Here is a 22,352-nt window from a genome sequence, read left to right on the forward strand (position 1 = left end):
TTTTAGTATTTTTGATAAAATTCAAAATTACTATTGAAAAATAATTACGCTATATTATTCTTTTTTTTAATGACTTTTTTTGCTTGTACCAAAAAAAGCCATGACGATAAAAATATTATTTTACCTAAGGACAGTTTGCCTACATTTCTTTCATTGGCAAATGATGATAATTTACCGCTTAACTTAAAGCAGAAATACAATAAAAAAGCACTCGCAATAATTATAACTCAAACAGATGATTCGCTAAATAAGGTTAATTTGTTTAAAATTGCCAATCGATATTATAATATGAGTGACTGGAAGGCTTATGAAAATACTACAAAACTTATTTTAGAAAGATCTGTTAAAAGTAAGGATTCTGTTCATATTGCAAAAGCTTATACTTATTTGGGAGATTATTATCGTTCTCAAGTTGTTTCAGATAGTGCTTTTATGAGTTATTTTAATGCAGAAAAGATTTATGTTCGAATTCATGATAAATTTAACCTTGCCAAAACTTTTTTAAGTAAGGCAGATTTGCAATTTAATGAAGGTGATCTTTTTGAAAGCGAAATAACAGTTTTTAAAGCCTTGAGACTTTTGAAACAACAGAAAGATGTTAATAGTCAACTTTATGATTGCTATAACCTTTTAGGGATATTATTCAATGAACGAGAAGAGTATAATAAAGCTCTGGAATTTCACAATAATGCTCTAAATACACTCGATGGTAAATCTATTCCAGACGGATTTCAATTAAAAGCAAGTTCATTGAATAATATAGGGTTTGTTTATTTAAGCATGCTTAATTACGACAAAGCAAAGACATATTTTCGAAAAGGTCTAAAGCAAAAAGAACTTTTAAAAGATGACCCTACTTTATATGCTATGTTGTTAGATAATTTAGCATATTCCAAGTTTAAATCTAAAGAATCGGATGGGCTTCCTAAACAATTTTATGATGCGTTAAAAATTAGAGATAGTTTAAAACTCACATCTGGAATTATATTAAATAAAATACATTTATCTGAATATTATGTCTCTAAAAATGATACTTTAAGAGCATTTCAATTTTCGAAACAAGCTTTGAACTTATCTCGAATTTCAAATAAATTAGGAAATACGATAGATGCTCTTAAACAAATTGCAATCGTAGATCCTAAAAATGCTTCTAAATATTCAAAAGAATATATAGCAATTAATGAAAAATTATTAAAAGCAGAACGCAAAATGGGAGAAAAATTCTCCCGTATTGAGTATGAAACCAACGAAATAAAAGATGAAAACTCAAATTTACAAGAGAAAAACAAGACTTTAGTTTATGTCTTTAGTATTTGTACTTTATTGGGTTTATTTTTCTATGTTTACAAAACACAACAAGCCAGAAATAGAGAGTTACTTTTTAAGCAGCAGCAGCAAATCGCAAATGAAGATATTTATAATTTGATGATTTCGCAGCAAAATGATATTGAGATGACTCGTATCAAAGAAAAGAAAAAAGTAGCTCAGGAATTACATGACGGTGTTTTGGGCAGAATGTTTGGCGTTAGAATCAGTTTAGACAGTTTAGATAAATTAGATGAAGCTCATGCGGCGCCCAAAAGAAAGAAGTATTTAGCTGAACTTAAACATATTGAGGAAGATATACGTGAAATTTCGCATGATTTAAATCGGGAAAAATCAGAATTAATTAATAATTTTGTTGCAATTTTAAACAAATTGTTTGAAAATCAACAAAACACATATATTTCTAAATTGGCTACTTCTTTTGATTCTCATATCAAATGGGAATTAGTAAGTAACATGGTCAAGATCAATTTGTATCGAATTATTCAGGAAGCGCTTCAAAATTGTAATAAATATGCAAAAGCAAGTACAATTGAAGTAGTGTTTAAGAGCGAGATAAATCATTTGATTCTTTCGATTTCTGATGATGGAGTTGGTTTTAATTCCAAAAGAACCAAGAACGGAATAGGATTGCATAATATTCAATATAGAGCAGCAGAATGTAAGGGTACAGTTACGATAAAATCTGCCAAAGGAGAAGGAACAGTTCTCATTATTAAAGTCCCAATTGATCAAAAAATTAACCTACAGAAAAATGACAGTTGACCTAACAGCCCCATTTTCGCAAGTTGCCAGGCGAAATATTTTAATAGTCGATGATCATCCTTTTATTATTGAAGGATATAAAAACGCTATTACACGATACAATCCTAAAGAATATGAGTTCCTTATCTCGCAGGCTCATGATTGTAAATCGGCTTATGATTTATTAGAAAACGTCGAAACCCCAAATTTTGATGTTGCTTTTTTAGACATAAGTATGCCTTCTTATGAAGAAAAAGATATTTTTTCCGGCGAAGATTTAGCAAAATTGATCTTAAAGAAAATGCCTAACTGCAAGATCATATTGCTAACGATGTACACAGAATTACTGAAGATCAAAACAATTATCAGGACAATAAGCCCAAATGGGTTGATTATAAAAAATGACCTTACGTTTGATGAATTGCTTTTCGCGTTTGATAAAGTAATGAAAAACGATAAATATTACAGTCAGTCTGTAGTAAAAATGGTCAATCAATCGGCACATAATTCTATAGAAATCGACCAGTTCGACAAGCAAATTTTATTTCATTTGTCTAAAGGAACAGAGCATCATGCAATGCCACAATATATTCCAATTTCTTTAAATGCTATCGAAAAACGAAAAATCAATCTCAAAGAATTGCTTAAAATAAAAACTGGTTCAGATGATGAGTTGGTAAAAGAAGCTAAAAGTAAAGGGCTCTTTTAAAAGAAAATTCCAAAAATAAAAAAATTCCAAATTCCAATAGTATGACTTGCATAATTGGGATTTGGAATTTTTTTATTTTTGGAATTTGTACAAAAGGTTATTCAGACAATGCATCCCAACCACGGGCTTTCAACGGAATTTGAGTGTTTGCACGTGTAACCAGATTTATTCCTTCGCTTTCGTCTGCCATGTGGCCAATAATAGAGAAGTTTGGATTTCCTTTTATTTTATCAAAATCATTAATGTCAATGGTAAAAAGCAATTCATAATCTTCACCACCATTAATTGCCACAGTTGTACTATCGATATTAAACTCTTCACAAGTAGAAATAAATTGTGGATCTAACGGAAGTTTATCTTCATATAAATTACAACCCACTTTTGATTGTTTGCATAAATGAATAATTTCAGAAGATAATCCGTCTGAAATGTCGATCATAGAAGTAGGCTTAATTTCCAGCGCATGCAATAAAGTACGTACATCTTTTCTTGCCTCAGGTTTTAACTGACGCTCGATCAAATAACTGTACATATCAAGATCAGGCTGACTGTTTGGATTTACCTGAAAAACTTGTTTTTCGCGTTCTAAAACCTGTAATCCCATGTAGGCTGCGCCAATATCACCGGTTACGACAAGTAAATCGGTTTGTTTTGCACCATTTCGGTAAACAATCTCTTCTTCATTAGCTTCACCAATTGCAGTAATGCTAATAATTAATCCTTTTTGAGATGAGGTAGTATCGCCACCAATTACATCAACTTTATATTCTTTTGCAGCGTGTGTAATCCCTTCAAATAATTCTTCCAGTGCTTCTAACGGGAAACGGTTAGAAACGGCTACAGAAACCGTTATTTGCGTTGGTTTGGCATTCATTGCACAAATATCAGACACATTTACAACAACTGCTTTATATCCTAAGTGTTTTAATGGCATGTAAGCCAAATCAAAATGCACACCTTCAATTAATAAATCAGTAGAAACAACTACTTTTTTATCCTTAAAATCAAGAACTGCGGCATCATCTCCTATACTTTTTAAAGTAGATTCCTGAGTAACATCAAAATTTTTGGTTAAATGTTCAATTAAGCCAAACTCGCCTAATTGCGCTATACTGGTACGTTGCGGATTTTTATCTTCGATCATTTTTTCTAAGTTCCAATGTTTTTAAGCCGCAAAGGTACAAATTTTAATTTCGTAATTTTATTGACGGATAGACATGCGGAGATGCGCCGTCGTGCGCCTCTACAGTAGGAAATAAAAAATATTTTATTTTTTTATTTCCTACTGACAAACTGTTGTCACCGACCCTTAATAATTTTGAAGTATTAAAAAATATAAAACTTTAAAACTATGAAAACATTAGCAGCACAAGTAATTACTCCTGAAGATTTGTTGAAACATTGGCAAGGTCACCGCGCCCTAACACGTCGTGTGATTGAAGCTTTTCCTGAAAAAGATTTTTTCGAATTTTCGATCGGAGGAATGAGACCTTTTTCTAAATTAGTAGATGAGCTTTTAGCTATTGCAGCTCCAGCCTTAAAAGGAATTGTAAACAGAGACAGTAAACCTTATACAGAAGGAACTGAAAAGTTGATTTTTAAAGCACAATATCTTGAAAAATGGGACGAATCAACAGCAGAAATTGATAAATATTGGCAACAATTATCGGTTGAAGATTTCGGCGAAACCTTTAATTTATTTGGTCAATATGAATTCCCTATAATTCATAATGTGTTTTATTTTATTGATAATGAAGTTCATCACCGCGGACAAGGATATGTATATCTAAGAGCTTTAGAAATTGAACCTCCTTTTTTCTGGGAGAGATAGAATAATAATCAAGATGTTTTTAATGAACCAAATCAATTCATTCAAGTATATATAAATCAAATGTTATGAGTTTAAAAAAAATAATGGCAAATTATGCTGCCTACAATTTATGGGTAAATCAACAATTTGTGAATTGGCTAACGCCAAAATCAGACGAGTTGTTGCATAAAGAAGTTGCTTCGAGTTATTCGAGCATTATTAAAACGCTTAATCATATTTGGGAAACAGAGCAATATTGGTTGTCAATAATAGCCGAAACTGCTTTGCCCGAAAGGAAAGAGAATGTTGATTTAGATAAGAATGAAATATTTGAAGGTTTGTTAAATACATCGGCTAAATTATCCGAGTTTATATCATCATTATCAGACGAACAACTATATAAAGCCATTAAAATCGAAAATCCCTGGTTTCAATGTGAGTTACCGGTTTCAGATTACTTATTACAAGTAGTAAATCATGGTACTTATCACAGAGGACAAATTGTGACCATTGGAAGAAATAATGGTATTACAGATGCTTCTAATACAGATTACAATTTTTATAATGTAGTAAAAGCACAATAATAAATTGAAAAACTCCTAAAGATGAACGTTGTCTTTAGGAGTTTTTTTATAATAATCTGTTGAGTGTAACTCATAAAAAAATATTTAACACATAGAAACATAGAATGTAAAATGAGTAAAAAAAGAATATGAAACAAATCTAGATTTGCACACATAGCTATGTGAATTTAAACAAATGAAATGTCTTTTTTAAGAGCCAAAACACTATGTTTCTATGTGTTAAAATATTTATACCCAACGGATTTATGATAATCTTTTTTTGTACGCTTCAATTAGTTCCAAGACTCTGGTTTTAAGACTTTCGGGTTCCAGAATTGTAGCATAATCACCAAACATCAAAAGCCAGCGCGAAAAGTGCTCATGAACATTACGCGACATAAAGGTCATTTCGATCTGACCATCAACTTCTCTTTCAGAAACATAGCCGTGATATTTTTGCTCATGTCGAAGATGATTAAGAATTTTTTTCGAAACCAGAATTCTAACCTTAGTTGTTGGAATAGTTTCTGATTTAACCAAATAGGTTTCCAACGAATCATGTTCAATTGTGAATGTTAAATCTGTTTTCTGAATTCCCTGAATCCTGTCTGTTCTAAATTGTCTGTAATCTTTTCGTAAATGACAATAACCCAGAAAATACCAGTTATTGTGATCGTGAAAAACACCAACAGGTTCAATGTTTCTTTTGCTAACTTCTTGTGCTTCGATGGTTTTGTACGATAGAAGAATCTGTTTTTTCTCTGCAATACTTTCAAATAAAACTGCCAATGTATTTGGTGAACTATCGTGAAATAAAGGTTCCTGAGATTGCATTAAAATCTTAGATTCAATATTCGAAAGCCAATCTTTATCAGTACCTCTCAAAACCGACTTCAATTTATACATTGCCGAAGTATAATGTGCTCCAAGAGAAGGATCTGTGAACTTTTGCATTAGTTTTTCGGCCGCTATAAAGCTGCTTACTTCTTCGCGCGTGAACATAACAGGAGGTAATCGATAACCATCCATTAAGGCATAACCAACTCCGGCCTCACTATAAATAGGAACTCCCGATGCTTCCAAGGTTCGGATATCGCGATAAATCGTTCTCAAACTACAGTCAAAACGATCAGCCAATTCTTGTGCTTTTACAATTTTTTTAGATTGTAATTGAATCAGAATTGCGACAATGCGGTCAAAACGTTTTGGAGATTCGTCCATTTTTTTCTTTTATAGGTGCAGAGATTCAAAGATACAAAGGTTCAGAGTTTAAAGAAATAAAAAAGCTGTTCCAAATTAGGACAGATTTATGGGTTAAAAATTATCCTCAATTTATATCTTCACAATTGTCAATTCTTTGTCGAAATACTTTGCGTGAGACGCACTGCTGTGCGCCTCTACAATATGATTCGCATATAGATTACGCACAATAACAATACACAATCTGTGATCGTAGAGACGCACAGCAGTGCGTTTATGTAATCTACGTCGACAAAGAATGAACATAATAAAAAACAAAAAAAACAATAATATGAGGGTTTGAGTTGCTGAGGTTCTAAGTTTTTTGTGGAAATTCAAAAGATACAGTTTTTGATATTTTTAAAATATTTTTTTAATTATTAAAATAGGAAAAGGTACTTTTGAAAAGTAATACAAATACTATTTATTAAGTTTTAAAGTAATTATATGATTGATAACTACACTTTCAATGAATACGAAAAGAGATTTGAACCTCTTGAAAAAGAATGTACTTATTGTAGAGAAGAAAAAATGGAAAGCTTGAATGATTGTTGTTTTGTAGCTCTTTATGCAACTAATGACAGAACAAATCTTATTGTTTACAGATCTGTAAAATATTCAGCAATCACAATTGGAGTACCACGATGCTCATCTTGTAAACAAGTTCATATTTCAACACAAAGCAAAGCAAATTGGGTTAGTTTGGGAATATCTGCATTTGTTTTAATTTTTATAATTTACTTATTTTTCGGTTTTAATCCTTTCTCAATTGTTTTTGGGCTTTTCGGAATTTTTATTGGCGCAGTTTTGATTGCTCCAAAATTGACTGAAACTTACACAAATAACTATGGAATCTATACAATGAAAGATGGTGCTGAAACAAATCAAGTTATTCATGATCTCGTTTTGGCTGGCTGGTCTTTTACCAAACCATCAGCATAAAAATAAAAAAAAACCGATAACGAAAGTTATCGGGTTTAATCTATATTCTATTATCTATATTCTTTCTTCTAAAATAAATCTAATCGTTAAGCTTTAAAACAGCCATAAATGCTTCTTGCGGAATCTCAACGTTTCCTACCTGACGCATGCGTTTTTTACCTTTTTTCTGTTTTTCAAGAAGTTTACGCTTACGCGAAATATCTCCACCATAACATTTTGCGGTAACGTCTTTACGAAGCGCTTTAATAGTTTCACGAGCAATAATTTTAGCTCCAATTGCAGCTTGAATCGGAATGTCGAATTGTTGTCTCGGGATCAATTCGCGTAATTTCTCGGTCATTTTTTTACCGATGTTATAAGCGTTATCCTCGTGAATCAATGCCGAAAGTGCATCAACCGTTTGAGCATTCAAAAGAACATCCAGTTTTACTAATTTCGAAGTTCTCATTCCTATCGGAGAGTAATCGAAAGAAGCATAACCTTTAGAAACCGTTTTAAGACGATCGTAGAAATCGAATACAATCTCTGCCAACGGCATATCAAAATTCAATTCAACTCTTTCAGTTGTCAAATATGTTTGATTGGTAATTACACCACGTTTTTCGATACAAAGACTCATTACGTTTCCTACGAAATCAGCTTTTGTAATAATTGTAGCTTTAATATATGGTTCTTCAACTCTGTCTAAACGAGAAGGTTCAGGCAAGTCAGAAGGATTGTTTACAACAAATGGAGTTTCCGGATCTTTTTTGGTATAAGCCAAATACGAAACGTTAGGTACTGTAGTAATTACAGTCATATCAAACTCACGCTCTAAACGTTCCTGGATAATTTCCATGTGAAGCATTCCTAAGAATCCGCAACGGAAACCAAATCCTAAAGCTGCAGAACTTTCAGGAGTAAAAACTAACGAAGCATCATTCAATTGCAATTTCTCCATAGAAGAACGCAAATCTTCATAATCTTCTGTATCAACAGGATAAATTCCGGCAAATACCATTGGTTTTACATCCTCAAAACCAGTAATCATATTGGTAGTAGGCGTTTTAGCATCCGTTAGAGTATCTCCAACTTTTACATCTTTAGCTTCTTTAATTCCAGAAATCAAATAACCAACATCACCTGCAGAAATAACATTTTTAGGAACCTGATTTAATTTTAAAGTTCCAATTTCATCGGCAAAATATTCATTACCAGTGGCCATGAATTTAATTTTTTGCCCTTTTCTAATTTCTCCGTTTTTCACACGGAAAATAACCTCAATTCCACGAAACGGATTGTAATGTGAATCGAAAATCAAAGCCTGTAATGGCTCATCAACATTTCCTGATGGAGGTGGGATTTTTTCGATAATGGCAGCTAAGATATTCTCAACACCAAAACCTGTTTTCCCTGAAGCATGAATAATATCTTCCAATTTACATCCTAATAAATCAATAATATCATCACTAACTTCTTCAGGATTAGCACTTGGTAAATCTACTTTATTCAAAACCGGAATAATTTCCAGATCATTCTCTAAAGCAAGATATAAGTTAGAAATCGTTTGTGCCTGAATACTTTGTGCAGCATCAACAATCAAAAGAGCACCTTCGCAGGCAGCAATCGAACGAGAAACTTCGTATGAAAAGTCAACATGACCAGGAGTATCAATTAAGTTTAAGATATATTCCTCGCCTTTATAAGTATATTCCATTTGAATGGCATGACTCTTAATGGTGATTCCACGCTCGCGCTCCAGGTCCATGTTGTCAAGCAATTGTGCTTTTTCTTCACGAGCTGTAACGGTTTGTGTAGCGCCCAATAATCGGTCTGCCAGTGTACTTTTACCGTGGTCAATGTGTGCAATAATGCAAAAGTTACGTATCTTCTTCATTTTAATATGTCAATTCTCTAAACGAGTTTTAAGTAATTTCAGGGTATAAATTTGCGCTAGAGCAATTGCCTTAGAGCATGTTATTAAGGCGCAAAGATAGCGCAAAGTTTTGGATTCTGGAATGTAGTTGCTGGATAGTTGGAAATTGAAATTCAAATTATACCTTAAAATTCAAAATTAAATCCTTTTTCTGTCAATTTTTTGTAAATCGCTTCATCAAATTTATATAATTTGGCGGCTCTATGCGAAACATCCTGTTGCTTTTCTTCTAAGGCAACCAGTAATTTCATGTGGAGAATTTTTCTGCGAAAATTTGATTTATCCAACTCGATTCCTTGTATTTCTTCATACAAATGCATTAATTGCAACAAGGTAAATTTTTCAGGTAAAAGGTTAAAACCAATAGGGGCCTGACGAACCCGATTGCGCAATTGCATCAAACTAAATTCGAGAATTTCGTTATGGTCAAATATTAAATCAGGAATCTCATTAATTTTAAACCATTTCGCTTCAATTACTGTTTCGCTGGCCTTAATATTATAATCCTCACGGTTAACAAGTGTATAATAACCAACAGTTATAACTCTCGCATTGCTTACACGATCAGGATCTGTAAATGCTTTTAGCTGTTCTAAATAAATGTTATCAAGACTCGTGAGTTCATGCAATATTCGAAGTGCGGCATTGTCAATACTTTCTTCCAGTTCGAGATCACCGCCAAGAAGTCCCCATTTTCCTATACTTTGTCCTATCGCATGTTGTACTAAAAGAACCTCAAGATTTTTTTTATCAAAGGAAAAAATAACGCAGTCAATAGAAATGCCTTCTACAACTGATTTTGTTTTTGCAGCGATATTGGTAGAAGCTTCCGAAGTATTTTTAGAAGGTAAAAATGTCATTAAAATTCAAAATTAAATCCTTTTTCAGTCAATTTCTTATAAATTGCCGGATCAAATTTATACAATTTGGCTGCTCTATGCGAGACATCTTGCTGTTTTTCGTCTAATGCGACTAATAATTTCATGTGCAGAATTTTTCGGCGGAAATTAGATTTGTCCATTTCGATTCCTAAAATCTCTTCATATAAATGCATCAATTGCAATAAAGTAAATTTTTCAGGCAAAAGATTGAATCCAAGCGGCGCCTGACGTACTCTGTTTTGAAGATGTTTTAAACTATAGGCTAAAATTTCGTTATGGTCATAAATCAAATCGGGAATAGTATTGATCTTATACCATTTAGCGTCCGAAGCCGTAAAACCAGCTTTAATATTATAGTCTTCACGTTTTACTAGGGCATAATAACCAATCGTAATAACGCGTCGAAGCGGGAAACGATCGGGATCTCCAAACGCTTTCAATTGTTCTAAGTAAATATTATCAAGACCTGTAAGTTCGTTCAATAAACGGTGTGCGGCATTATCAGTACTTTCTTTTTTGTAGATCCATCCTCCCGGAAGACCCCATTTTCCTTTACTAATTCCTTCTCCGTGTTGTACCAGAAGCACTTCCAGGCTTCCTTTATCAAATCCAAATATCACACAGTCAATTGTGATCGCATTCATTGCGGTTTGCTCGCTTTTTAAAGCAGAATCGTCGGCTACATTTTTAACCATATGCTATCTAAATTTTGACAAATTAAATAAATAAAATGAATAGTTGTCGTGTTGTAAGATTTATATTTTTCTTAACGAAATAATTTTCTGACAATCAGTTGTTTGTGATATCGTAAAAAAAGCTATTTCAAAATAATTATCCTTAAATGACTGACTATCAAATTGCTAAAACGTTATTTTTTTAATACTTTTTTATTCCGTTTAAGCTCTTTTTTTGATGTATTCATAAAAATCAAGACTTTATAATCAGAATTGAAAAAAAATAAACCTAATATTTTGTTAATATAGAAAAAATGTTTTACACTTGTAGTCAAAATAACCATAAGATAAGTTCAGTTTGACTATAAGTTTAAAAGGGACAAATCTACAATTAACTTAATGATACCGCAAATGCTTTTTTTAGGAATTGATTTAGGAAGCTCTTCAATAAAATTATCCGTATTTGATTCGGAGAAAGGGACAACTATTGGAGCAATTAGTGTTCCTGATTTTGAAATGCCAATTGTTGCTCCAAAATTTGGCTGGGCAGAACAAGATCCGGAATCCTGGTGGCAATTTGTTAAAGACGGAATCAAACAATTGGACTCAAAATCTACTATTGATTTAAAGAAAATTGCCGGAATTGGAATTGCGTACCAAATGCATGGTTTGGTTTTAACCGATGAAAATTTAAATCCCGTTCGTTCTTCAATTATTTGGTGCGATAGTCGTGCGGCCATTATTGGAGATGAAATTTATACTAAAATGGGCACCGTGAATTGTCAGCAGCAAATTTTAGGAAGTCCGGGAAACTTCACGGCTTCAAAACTAAAATGGGTAAAAGACAATCAGCCCGAAGTTTTCGCGAAAGCAAAATATATGATGCTTCCAGGTGATTTTATTGCTGCGAAATTATCAAAAGTAGCTCAAATTAGTACTTCAGGTTTATCAGAAGCGGCACTTTGGAACTTTTCAGAAGGAAAACTGGCAACAGAAATCCTTTCTCAAATGGGATTATCATCTGATATCGTTCCGGAAATCGTTTCAAATTTTGGAATTCAAGCTACAATTCACTCCGAAATTGCACAAGAATTAGGATTAAATCCTGATGCAAAAATAACTTACAGAGCAGGAGATCAGCCCAACAATGCATTGTCATTGAATGTTTTGAAACCTGGAGAAATTGCTACAACAGCCGGAACTTCGGCAGTAGTATATGCCGTAAGCGATGAGGATGTTTACGACAAACAAAACAGAATAAATACTTTTTTACATGTAAATAATACCGAAGCTGAAAAACGCAACGGAGTAATGTTGTGCATTAATGGTTCTGGAATTTTATACCAATGGTTGCGCAAAATCATGTCAGTTGGCAGAACGGATTTAATTGCTTACGAAAAATTAAACGCCGAAGCTGCAAAAGTAGAAGCAGGAAGTAACGGACTTCGTTTTTACCCTTTCGGGAATGGTGTTGAACGTATTTTCAATAACAAAAATGCGACATCAGGAATTCAGAATTTAAACTTCAATATTCATCAACCGTCACATTTAGTACGCGCGGCCTGCGAAGGAATTGTGTTTGCCATGAATTATGGTTTTGATGTGATGAAAGAAGTTGGAGTTTCCGGAACGGTCGTTAGAGCAGGAAATTCAAACCTGTTCTTGAGTCCGGTTTTTAGAGAAATCTTCACCAATACAACACAAACAACTTTAGAATTATACAATACATCCGGAGCAGAAGGTGCTGCAAGAGGCGCTGCTTTTGGTTATGGATATTACAATTCGCTGGACGAAGCTTTCGCAGGATTGCAATGTTTAGATCGAATAGAACCTAATAAAATCCTGACGAGTCAATATCAGGATTTATATCAAGAATGGAAAAGTCAAATTAAAATAGAACAATAATAATGAGCACAACTAAACAATCTTATTTTAAAAACATCGATACAATAAAATTCGAAGGAAGAGAAAGTGATAACCCACTAGCTTTTAAATGGTATGATGAAAATCGTATCGTTGCAGGAAAAACATTAAAAGAGCATTTGCGCTTTTCGATGGCGTACTGGCATACGTTATGTAACACAGGTGGAGATCCGTTTGGAGCTTCGACCGAAACATTTTCCTGGGATAAAAATGAGAATGTTATTTTAAGAGCGAAAGATAAAATGGACGCCGCTTTTGAATTTATGACAAAGCTTGGTTTGCCTTATTATTGTTTTCATGATGTTGATGTGGTAGATGATGCGCCAACATTGGCAGAATTTGAAACTCGTATTCAGACTATGGTCGAATATGCAAAACAAAAACAACAAGAATCAGGAATTAAATTGTTGTGGGGAACTTCAAACTTATTCAGCAATCCGCGCTATATGAATGGTGCTGCAACCAACCCAAACTTTGATGTTTTGGCGTATGCCGGAGCTCAGGCAAAAATTGCAATCGATGCAACTATTGCACTTGGCGGAGAAAATTATGTTTTCTGGGGAGGACGTGAAGGTTATATGAGTTTGTTAAACACCGACATGAAAAGAGAGTTAGACCACTTGGGGAAATTCTTAAATACTTGTAAAGATTACGCCCGCAAAGAAGGTTTTAAAGGAAACTTCCTGATCGAACCAAAACCTATGGAACCTACAAAACATCAATATGATTACGATGCGGCGACTTCATTAGGATTCATCAATAAATACGGACTTCAAAATGATTTCAAATTAAACCTTGAAGTAAATCACGCAACGCTTGCCGGACATTCTTTTGAGCACGAATTGCAAGTTGCTGTTGATGCCGGAATGTTAGGAAGCATTGATGCAAACCGTGGAGATTACCAAAACGGATGGGACACAGATCAATTCCCGATAAATCTTCAGGAAGTTACACAAGCTATGTTAGTAATTCTTGAAGGTGGAGGAATCCAGGGTGGAGGTGTAAACTTTGATGCAAAAGTGAGAAGAAATTCAATCGATTTAGAAGATAAATTCATTGCGCACATTGCTGGAATGGATGTTTTTGCAAGAGGATTAATCTGCGCAGATCAGATATTACAAAATACAGATTATAGAAAATTGCGCACACAGCGTTACAGTTCATTTGACGGCGGAAACGGAGCGAAGTTCGAAAAAGGAGAATTATCTCTTGAAGATCTTAGCAAAATTGCCCGTGCAAGTGGAGAACCTCAACCACTTAGTGGAAGACAGGAATTATTCGAGCAGATTATTTCGAATGCATATTAATTAGACTTAAACGTACTAACTATAAATTTTAACCAAACTTAATTATTATGAAAAGCAAATATTGTATAAAAACAACAATGCTTCCGTTTTGTATGGCGCTGCTGCTAAGCGTCTTTGCAATGCAATCTGGTTTTGCTCAGGAGCAATCCAAATATGTAAGCGGAAATATAACATCGGCAGATGATAATATGGGAGTTCCGGGTGCAACCGTTTTGGTAGAGGGAACAAAAACAAGTACAGCAACTGATTTTGACGGATTATACAAAATTGAGGCGAAAACGGGAGATGTACTTGTAATTAGTTTTATGGGATATAAAACACAAAAAATTACTGTTGGAACTCAAAAAAAGATAAATGTTGTCATGCAGTCCGAAACTGCCGAACTTAAAGAAATTGTAGTTATCGGGTACGGAACACAAAAGAAAAAGGTAAATACTGCCGCAACTTCATTAGTTTCCGGAAAGGATATTCAAAATGTAGCCAGTCTGGATGTTGTCAATGCATTGCAAGGTCAGGCTTCGGGTGTAAATGTTACTTCGGCTTCAGGTCAGCCTGGCGCTGGAATGGTAGTTAACATTCGTGGAGTTGGAACGGCTGGAAACAGTACACCTCTTTATGTTGTAGATGGTGTTGTGGTTGATAACGGAATTGGATATCTTGATCCGTCTTCTATCGAAAGAATTGACGTTCTTAAAGATGCTTCTGCAGGATCTATTTATGGAGCCAGAGCAGCAAACGGAGTTATTTTGGTTACAACCAAAAAAGGGAAAGACGGGAAAATGAATGTGGCATTTAATACTTACACTGGTTTTCAGCAAGTCGCTAAAAAACTAGATTTATTAAATACTCAGGAATATACAACGATTATAAATGAAGCTCGTGTAAATTCTGGTTTAACACCATTGTATTCACAAGCGCAAATTGCAACATTCCCAAACCACGATTGGCAAAAGGATTTATTTAATGATGGAGCCATGAAACAAAATCACTCTCTTACAATTAGTGGTGGTGATAAAAAATCTACAATTTCTACCGGACTATCTTATTACGGACAAGAAGGAATGATTGGCGGGGTTAACAATCAATCAGATTATAATCGTATCACTTTCAATGTAAACTCAACTTCAGAAGTTATTGAAAATTATTTAAAAATTGGAGAAAATTTCTCGTTTGCCAATATTAAAAGTTCAGGAGTTGCAGATCAGGGAATTTACAGCAATGGTATCAGAAGCTTCTTAAATGCTGCTCCTATTGATGCCGCTTATGATGCAAACGGAAATTTTGCTCATTCAGTTATTTCATCTGATATAAGTAATCCGCTAGGGTCATTATACTACAATAACTTTAATGAAACTAAAATAAACCGTTACGTTGGGAATATTTTTGCAGAATTAAAATTCTTAAAAAACTTTACTTACAGAACAAGTTTTGGTGTTGATATGAGCGATAATAATTACCGTTCATTCAAACCGGTTTATTCACTTTCTTCAAACGACAATAATACGGTTTCGAGTGTAACACAAAATGCGACTAAATCATTAGGCTGGATTTTTGAAAACACGGTTCAGTATAAAGGAACATTAAACGGAGCACATAATTTTGATGTATTAGTAGGTACTTCTGCAAAAAAGAATACTTCAGATTTTATGGAAGGAACCGGAAAAAAATTAACTTTTGATGATTTTGCACATGCTTATTTAAGCAATGCTACAGATCAAACATCAAATACGGTAAAAGGAAATCGTGCTGATTATGCGATTCAGTCCTATTTCGGACGTTTGTTGTACGATTACAATAACAAATATTTATTTACAGCAACCATCAGAAGGGACGGTTCATCAAATTTTGCAGATTCCCACAGATACGGAAATTTCCCATCAGTTTCTGCAGGTTGGAATGTTGACAAAGAGGCTTTCTTTCCGGAGAATAAAGTAGTAAAAAATCTTAAACTAAGAGCAAGTTGGGGACAAAATGGTAATGACCAGATTCCTGCCTTCTCTTATATGTCAACAATTAGTACCTACAATAAGAACTATCATTTTGGTACTACCGACGAAACATTGCAAACAGGTGCAAGCCCAGATCAATTATCAAACCGTAATTTAAAATGGGAAACATCAGAACAATTAGATTTTGGTCTTGATGCTACTTTGTTCAGCAACTTTACAGTAACATTTGATTATTACGATAAAAAAACGAAAGACTGGTTAGTTCTTGCCTCTATCCCAACTTATGCAGGTGCAACAGCTCCTTATATTAATGGTGGAGATATTCAAAATAAAGGTGTGGAGCTTTCACTTGCTTATCATACTAATTTTGGAAAAGACTGGAGTTTCTCTATAAACGGAAATATTTCGCATAACGAAAATAAAGTAATTAGAGTTGCCAACAGCGAAGGAATTATTCATGGAGATTCTAATCTATTGTTTCAGGGAACAGATGAGATGAACCGTGTTGAGGTAGGCAAGCCTATTGGTTATTTCTACGGATTAAAAACAGCTGGAATTTTCCAGAATACTGCTGAAGTTGCTGCAGGTGTACAGCCAAATGCAGTACCAGGTGACGTCCGTTTCGTGGATTTAAACAACGACGGAAAAATTGATGCAAATGATAAAACTCAAGTTGGAAATCCAAATCCTGATTTTACGTATGGCTTAAACTTTGATCTTTCATATAAAGCATTTGATCTTTCAATTTACACATATGGAGTAGCAGGAAGTCAAAATGTTTTTGGAATTCACGACCCAACTCGTGCTTACACAAACAACACTACAGATATTTTAAACAGATGGACTACAGAAGGAAGTTCTAACAGAGTTCCAAGGGTTACTTACGGAGCAGATACAAATGGTAATTACACCAGATTCTCTGATTTGTATGTTCAAAATGCAGATTTCTACAGAATTAAAAGTGCTACTATTGGATGTGATTTGACTAAATTATCAAACAAGTTAAACTTCTTCAGTAAATTCAGAGTGTATGTAGCGGCTAATAACTTGTTTACGTTTACAAAATACCAGGGAATGGATCCGGAAATTGGTTTCGGAAACAGTAATCAAACTTGGGCAAAAGGTATTGACGTAGGGTTTTATCCACAGCCAAGAACATACATGATGGGACTAAATGTTAACTTTTAAATTTTGAAAACGATGAAAAATTATATAAAATTATTCGCTGTATCAAGCTTATTCGTTTTAGGAGCTTGTTCACAGGATTTTCTTGACACTGAGCCTTCTACAACTAAGGTTGAAGAAAACTTTTATAAAACACCAAATGATGCTTACCAAGGATTAATTGCTGTTTATGATATATTACAACGTGAAGCTTACGGCGGACCTTTGCTAGTTAGTGAACAAGCTTCTGATGATTGTTTTGGAGGATATGGTACTGCAGATGCGGTGGTAGATCTAGAATGGGATCGATTTTTATATGTGTCTAATAAAGACATGAACGCTGATGTTTGGAAAAACTCTTATTTAGGAATTTACAGAGCTAATATTTTATTAGAAAATCTGAACAAAGTAAACTGGGGATCTGACACGGCGCTAAAAACAAGATACGAAGCAGAAGTTCGTTTTTTAAGAGCACATTTCCATTTTCAGGCTGCAAAAATGTTTGGAGATATTGTTCCTCTGGACCATACAATTACGTCTAGTGAATTTCAATTGCCAAGACAAGCTGCTGAAATAACGTATGCTTTAATCGCTAACGATTTAAAATTTGCTGCAGATAATTTAAACAACGACAATTATTCTCAAACAGGAAACGCTAATTACGGACGCATTACAAAATGGGCTGCTGAAGCTTACTTAGCAAGAACCTTTTTGTTCTATACAGATTATTACAAAAAAGCAGATTTGGCAGGTGTAATTACTAAAGCACAAGCAACAACTTATATTAATGATGTAGTAAGTAACAGTGGACACGGTTTGGTGGCTGATTTTGCTAATCTTTGGCTAGCTGCTTCTTTTGAGAAATTTGCAGGAGAAGATAATACAGAAATGGTTTGGGCTGTTCGTTTTAACGGTTCAGGAAAAGGAGATTGGAACCTAAACGAAGGAAACCGTTTTCAGGTTGATATTGCGCCACGTGGTGGAGCTATTGGAAAATATGCAAGTGGTTGGGGTGGAGCAACAGTGAATCCTAAACTATATAATGCTTATGAAACTGGAGATACACGTAGAGATGCTACTATTATTAATTATTCAGGCGAAGGTTTAAATTTTGATCAGCAAGCGAGAGACCAACGCCAATACACAGGATATTCATGGAAAAAATATTGTCCAATTACGAATGCCGCGGGAACAAGTATTGTAGAAGTTAACGGAGGAAATTTTCAAATTGACAACTATCAGGATTATGCAGTCATTCGTTTTTCAGATGTATTGTTAATGGCGGCTGAATTGAACTTAGGAACAAATGCAGCATTAGCTCAAGCAGATTTGGATAAAGTTCGTGACCGTGCTTTCAAGAGCACAACGCATAGAGTGCCGGTTTCAAAAGCGGTAATTATGAATGAGCGTCGTTTAGAATTAGCGCTTGAAGGACAACGTTATTTCGATTTAATCAGACAAGGTGTTGATGTAGCAAAAGCGGCAATTGATAATAATGACGCAGGATCTGATTTTGCAGTAACATTTAGAACCGAAACTTTAGGTTGGTTCCCGTTACCACAATCTCAAATAGTGCTTTCAAACGGTACTATTTCTCAAAACCCGGGTTGGTAATTAATTTTAAAAACAAATGATTATGAAACGTATTCTATATATAGTAATAACTGCAATAACCATTGGCTCCTTATTATTTTCGTGTGAGCCAGTTGAAGATCGCGAGAGTTTGCCGGCAATAACACAAACGTCGTCAAACCTTAAATTTTCTGTGACACAAAATGCTGCGAATAAAAACGTAGTGATTTTAAAAAATGAAGATCCAACTGTAATTCCGTATTGGAAATATACCGATGCAGCTGGTAACGAATTAGGGCATTCTAATAAAGGAGATGATCAGGTTACATTTCCTTTCGCAGGAAAATATACGGTTTATTTCACCGCATATACAAGAGGAGGTTCTGTAGATGCAGCACCAGTTGTAGTTGATGTAGCCCAAAATGACACTAGCTATTTTAGCGATCCAAAATGGAATATGCTTACTAACGGAGTAGACGGAAAAACATGGGTTTTAGATTTTATTGATCCCGTAGGTTGGGCAGGTTTAGATTATCCTGCCGCTTCTGGAGATAACTGGAACTGGTTTCCGGATTACGCAAGCAATTCCTGGGTAATGCCAAATAAAGATTGGGGTGAGATGCATTTTGATCTTAACGGAGGATATAATACAAAAGTAACTCAAACAGCTATTGCAAGTACTGAACAAACTACCAAAACAGGAACTTACGGTTTTGATATGGCAAACAATAAATTGAGTTTTAATGGTGGAGTAGAAATGCTTTACGGAGGAGATTATTATGGCGATGTAAGCAACTGGTATAGTGTAAAAGTAGTTGAGCTTTCAGCAACATCATTACGATTAGCTGTTATAAGAGATAAAAGCAGAAAAGGTGAAGGAGTTTGTCTAATAGTTTTCCACTACAAACCAAAGCCTTAATTATTTAATTCTAAAGTCTCAGTTTTAAAGATGTTTCAAAGTCTTTAAAACTGAGACTTAAATTATTTCTATTTCCAATTCCCAAAATAAAAAATAGTACCAATGCAGAAAATAAAAAAATTAAGTCGCATACTTTCCATATTAGTCTTGGTTGGAATCATTTTTTTTGGCTCTTGCAGCAAGAAAGAAGATGCTTTTAATACCCGAAAAATTTCTTTTAATTCAGATTGGAGTTTTCACTTAAACGATAGCATAACTGATAAAGATACCATTGGAATTTCAACCAAATGGAGAACCTTAAATGTTCCGCATGATTGGAGTATCGAAGGGAAGTTTGATGAAAAAAGCCCTGCCGGATATGGAGGCGGAGCACTTAACGGAGGTCTAGGTTGGTATAAGAAAACTTTTAAAATAAGTGATTCTGATAAAAATAAAGTTATATCAATTGTCTTTGACGGAGTCTACAGAAATAGTGAAGTTTGGATAAACGGACATTATTTAGGAAAACGTCCAAACGGATATATTGGCTTTCAATATGAAATCTCTTCGTATTTAAATTACGGAGACAAAAACAACGAAATTATTGTAAAGGTTGACAATTCAAAACAACCCAATTCACGTTGGTATTCAGGATCAGGGATTTTTAGAAATGTCTGGTTAGAAACTACAGATAAATTACACGTTGCACAATGGGGAACTTATGTAACAACACCAAAAGTTACGACTGAAAAAGCTTCAATACATTTTGAAACTACGATTCAGAATCAAAATACAGCTTCAAAAAAAGCAACTGTAACCACTACTATTTTTAAAGAAGCTACCAAAGTAACATCCGTTACCCAAAATATAACCATTGGAGCAAATGCCAACCAAATCATTAAACAAGAAGCTGAAGTTGAATCGCCAGTTTTATGGTCAGTTGAAAAGCCGGAATTATACACAGCTATCACCGAAATTTCTGTTGATGATAAAATTGTAGATCAATACAAAACCAATTTCGGAATCAGAGATTTTAAATTTGATTTAGACAAAGGTTTCCTTTTAAACGGAAAACAAGTTAAAATTAAAGGAGTTTGTATGCATCATGATTTAGGACCGCTTGGATCTGCAATCAATACGCGTGCGATCGAACGTCAGTTAGAAATCTTAAAAGGAATGGGCGTTAACGGAATCAGAACTTCTCACAATCCACCTGCTCCTGAACTTCTGGATCTTTGCGATAAAATGGGTTTCATTGTTATGGATGAAGCATTTGACATGTGGAAACAAAGCAAAACCAAATACGATTACGGAAACGATTGGGACAAATGGCACAAGAAAGATTTAATCGATCAATTGCTTCGCGACCGTAACCATCCAAGTATTTTTATGTGGAGTATTGGAAATGAAATTCCACAGCAATGGGACGAAAGTGGTGTTGTGATAGCAAAAGAATTGGCGGCAATTACACGTCAATACGATAAAACCCGTCCAATCACTGCTGCTATGAATCCGCCAGTGAATATGAATCTTGATGGTATCGATTTACAGTTTGATAAAGCAAAAGTGGATTATAATAAAATTGCAGCTTCTGGAACTTTGGACATTATTGGTTACAATTATGCGCATCAAACGTATGAATACCATAAAAAGAATTTCCCGAATACACCATTTATTGCTACAGAAACAACATCAGCTTTAGAAACTCGTGGTTATTATGATGCCAATTCTGATTCCATTAAAAAATGGCCGGTAAGATGGGATCTTAAATTTACAGGAGGAAATCCCGGAAACACTGTTTCTGCTTACGATCAGGTTCAGGCGCCTTGGGGTTCTACACATGAAGCAACTTGGAAAATCATTAAAAAACACGATTACCTTTCAGGAATGTACATCTGGACAGGTTTCGATTATATTGGAGAACCAACTCCATACGAATGGCCATCAATAAGTTCGTATTTCGGAATTGTAGATTTAGCCGGTTTCCCAAAAGACGTTTATTATATGTACCAAAGTGAATGGACAGACAAAACCGTTCTGCACATTTTCCCACATTGGAACTGGAAAGTTGGACAAAATGTTGATGTTTGGGCTTATTATAATAAAGCAGATGAGGTTGAACTTTTCCTTAACGGAAAATCAGTTGGAATCAGAAGTAAAAAGGGAGACGATTTACACGTAATGTGGAGAATTCCTTTTCAACCAGGAACCCTAAAAGCAATTTCTCGTAAAAACGGAAAAACAGTTTTGGAAACCGAAATTAAAACAGCCGAAAATCCATCGCAATTAAAATTGACAGCAGACAGAAGCAACATCAAAGCCGACGGAAATGATTTGTCATTTGTAACCGTTGATATTCAGGATGCAAAAGGAACTTTGGCTCCAAATGCCAATAACGAAATTAATTTCTCCTTAAAAGGAGACGGAAAAATCGTAGGCGTTTGCAGTGGAGATCCGGTAAGTCATGAATCATACAAAGGTTCAAAACACACCGCGCTTAACGGGAAATGTTTGGTCATTATTCAGTCTGATAATAAAACAGGAAGATTAGAATTAACCGCTAAAGCGAATGGATTAAAACCAGCAACAATTGTAATTACAGCAGAGTAATAAGTCGTCGCTATTCCTGCAAGGTTTCCAAAACCTTGTAGGTATAATTGACAGATAAATAATTAAAGTTTTGAATAACTCAACATAATACCTACAAGGTTTCGAAAACCTTGCAGGAAAGAAAAT

At 34.4% G+C, this 22,352-nt stretch carries 16 protein-coding genes; 11 read left to right on the plus strand and 5 right to left on the minus strand.

Annotation, left to right across the window (positions count from 1 at the left end; all coding sequences use genetic code 11):
- Positions 1-33: 33 nt before the first annotated feature.
- Together LPB88_RS09905 and LPB88_RS09910 are read left to right on the plus strand one after the other, a co-directional pair.
- Positions 34-2,091 (plus strand): tetratricopeptide repeat-containing sensor histidine kinase, encoded by a 2,058-nt coding sequence (locus LPB88_RS09905; protein ID WP_230715087.1) that lies wholly within the window; start codon positions 34-36, stop codon positions 2,089-2,091.
- Positions 2,081-2,779, plus strand: coding sequence for a response regulator transcription factor (locus tag LPB88_RS09910; protein ID WP_230715089.1), 699 nt, complete (start codon positions 2,081-2,083; stop codon positions 2,777-2,779). The genes LPB88_RS09905 and LPB88_RS09910 overlap by 11 nt, the downstream gene beginning before the upstream one ends.
- 97 nt (positions 2,780-2,876) lie before the next feature.
- Here LPB88_RS09910 and thiL read toward each other — a convergent pair whose 3' ends face one another.
- Positions 2,877-3,923, minus strand: a complete 1,047-nt coding sequence (gene thiL, locus LPB88_RS09915; RefSeq protein ID WP_230715091.1) for a thiamine-phosphate kinase — start codon at positions 3,921-3,923, stop codon at positions 2,877-2,879.
- 207 nt (positions 3,924-4,130) lie between these two features.
- On the opposite strand from thiL, the gene LPB88_RS09920 reads away from it, so the two are divergent.
- Positions 4,131-4,610, plus strand: coding sequence for a DinB family protein (locus tag LPB88_RS09920; RefSeq protein WP_230715093.1), 480 nt, complete (start codon positions 4,131-4,133; stop codon positions 4,608-4,610).
- A gap of 65 nt (positions 4,611-4,675) precedes the next feature.
- A complete protein-coding gene (locus LPB88_RS09925) occupies positions 4,676-5,173 on the plus strand; it encodes a DinB family protein (RefSeq protein ID WP_230715095.1) in 498 nt (165 codons plus the stop codon).
- A 243-nt stretch (positions 5,174-5,416) separates the two neighbouring features.
- On the opposite strand, the gene LPB88_RS09930 is transcribed toward LPB88_RS09925, so the two are convergent.
- Entirely contained in the window at positions 5,417-6,373 is a 957-nt protein-coding gene (locus LPB88_RS09930; RefSeq protein ID WP_230715097.1) for a YafY family protein, read from the minus strand.
- Positions 6,374-6,838: 465 nt separating this feature from the next.
- On the opposite strand from LPB88_RS09930, the gene LPB88_RS09935 reads away from it, so the two are divergent.
- The gene (locus LPB88_RS09935) at positions 6,839-7,333 is read left to right on the plus strand and encodes a hypothetical protein (RefSeq protein ID WP_230715099.1); all 495 of its coding nucleotides are present in this window, start codon (positions 6,839-6,841) and stop codon (positions 7,331-7,333) included.
- Positions 7,334-7,412: 79 nt separating this feature from the next.
- Here LPB88_RS09935 and lepA read toward each other — a convergent pair whose 3' ends face one another.
- The 3 genes from lepA to LPB88_RS09950 form a co-directional block, all read right to left on the minus strand.
- Positions 7,413-9,209, minus strand: coding sequence for a translation elongation factor 4 (gene lepA / locus LPB88_RS09940; protein WP_230715106.1), 1,797 nt, complete (start codon positions 9,207-9,209; stop codon positions 7,413-7,415).
- Between the two features lie 164 nt (positions 9,210-9,373).
- Positions 9,374-10,108: an NUDIX domain-containing protein gene (locus LPB88_RS09945; RefSeq protein ID WP_230715107.1), complete on the minus strand. Its 735-nt coding sequence runs from the start codon at positions 10,106-10,108 to the stop codon at positions 9,374-9,376.
- Positions 10,108-10,824 (minus strand): NUDIX domain-containing protein, encoded by a 717-nt coding sequence (locus tag LPB88_RS09950; protein ID WP_230715108.1) that lies wholly within the window; start codon positions 10,822-10,824, stop codon positions 10,108-10,110. The genes LPB88_RS09945 and LPB88_RS09950 overlap by 1 nt, the downstream gene beginning before the upstream one ends.
- A 378-nt stretch (positions 10,825-11,202) precedes the next feature.
- Here LPB88_RS09950 and LPB88_RS09955 point away from each other — a divergent pair, with 378 nt between their 5' ends.
- From LPB88_RS09955 to LPB88_RS09980, 6 genes are all read left to right on the plus strand, one after another.
- Positions 11,203-12,708: a xylulokinase gene (locus LPB88_RS09955; protein ID WP_370635828.1), complete on the plus strand. Its 1,506-nt coding sequence runs from the start codon at positions 11,203-11,205 to the stop codon at positions 12,706-12,708.
- Between the two features lie 2 nt (positions 12,709-12,710).
- Positions 12,711-14,033, plus strand: coding sequence for a xylose isomerase (gene xylA, locus LPB88_RS09960; RefSeq protein WP_230715109.1), 1,323 nt, complete (start codon positions 12,711-12,713; stop codon positions 14,031-14,033).
- Between the two features lie 47 nt (positions 14,034-14,080).
- Positions 14,081-17,170 (plus strand): TonB-dependent receptor, encoded by a 3,090-nt coding sequence (locus LPB88_RS09965; RefSeq protein WP_230715110.1) that lies wholly within the window; start codon positions 14,081-14,083, stop codon positions 17,168-17,170.
- 12 nt (positions 17,171-17,182) lie between these two features.
- Positions 17,183-18,760: a RagB/SusD family nutrient uptake outer membrane protein gene (locus LPB88_RS09970; protein ID WP_230715111.1), complete on the plus strand. Its 1,578-nt coding sequence runs from the start codon at positions 17,183-17,185 to the stop codon at positions 18,758-18,760.
- Between the two features lie 22 nt (positions 18,761-18,782).
- Entirely contained in the window at positions 18,783-19,637 is an 855-nt protein-coding gene (locus LPB88_RS09975; protein WP_230715112.1) for a hypothetical protein, read from the plus strand.
- 102 nt (positions 19,638-19,739) lie between these two features.
- Entirely contained in the window at positions 19,740-22,226 is a 2,487-nt protein-coding gene (locus LPB88_RS09980) for a glycoside hydrolase family 2 TIM barrel-domain containing protein (RefSeq protein WP_230715114.1), read from the plus strand.
- The last annotated feature ends 126 nt before the right edge of the window (positions 22,227-22,352 follow it).

Origin of the sequence: Flavobacterium sp. JAS (assembly GCF_020991455.1) — a bacterium.
Taxonomy (GTDB): domain Bacteria; phylum Bacteroidota; class Bacteroidia; order Flavobacteriales; family Flavobacteriaceae; genus Flavobacterium.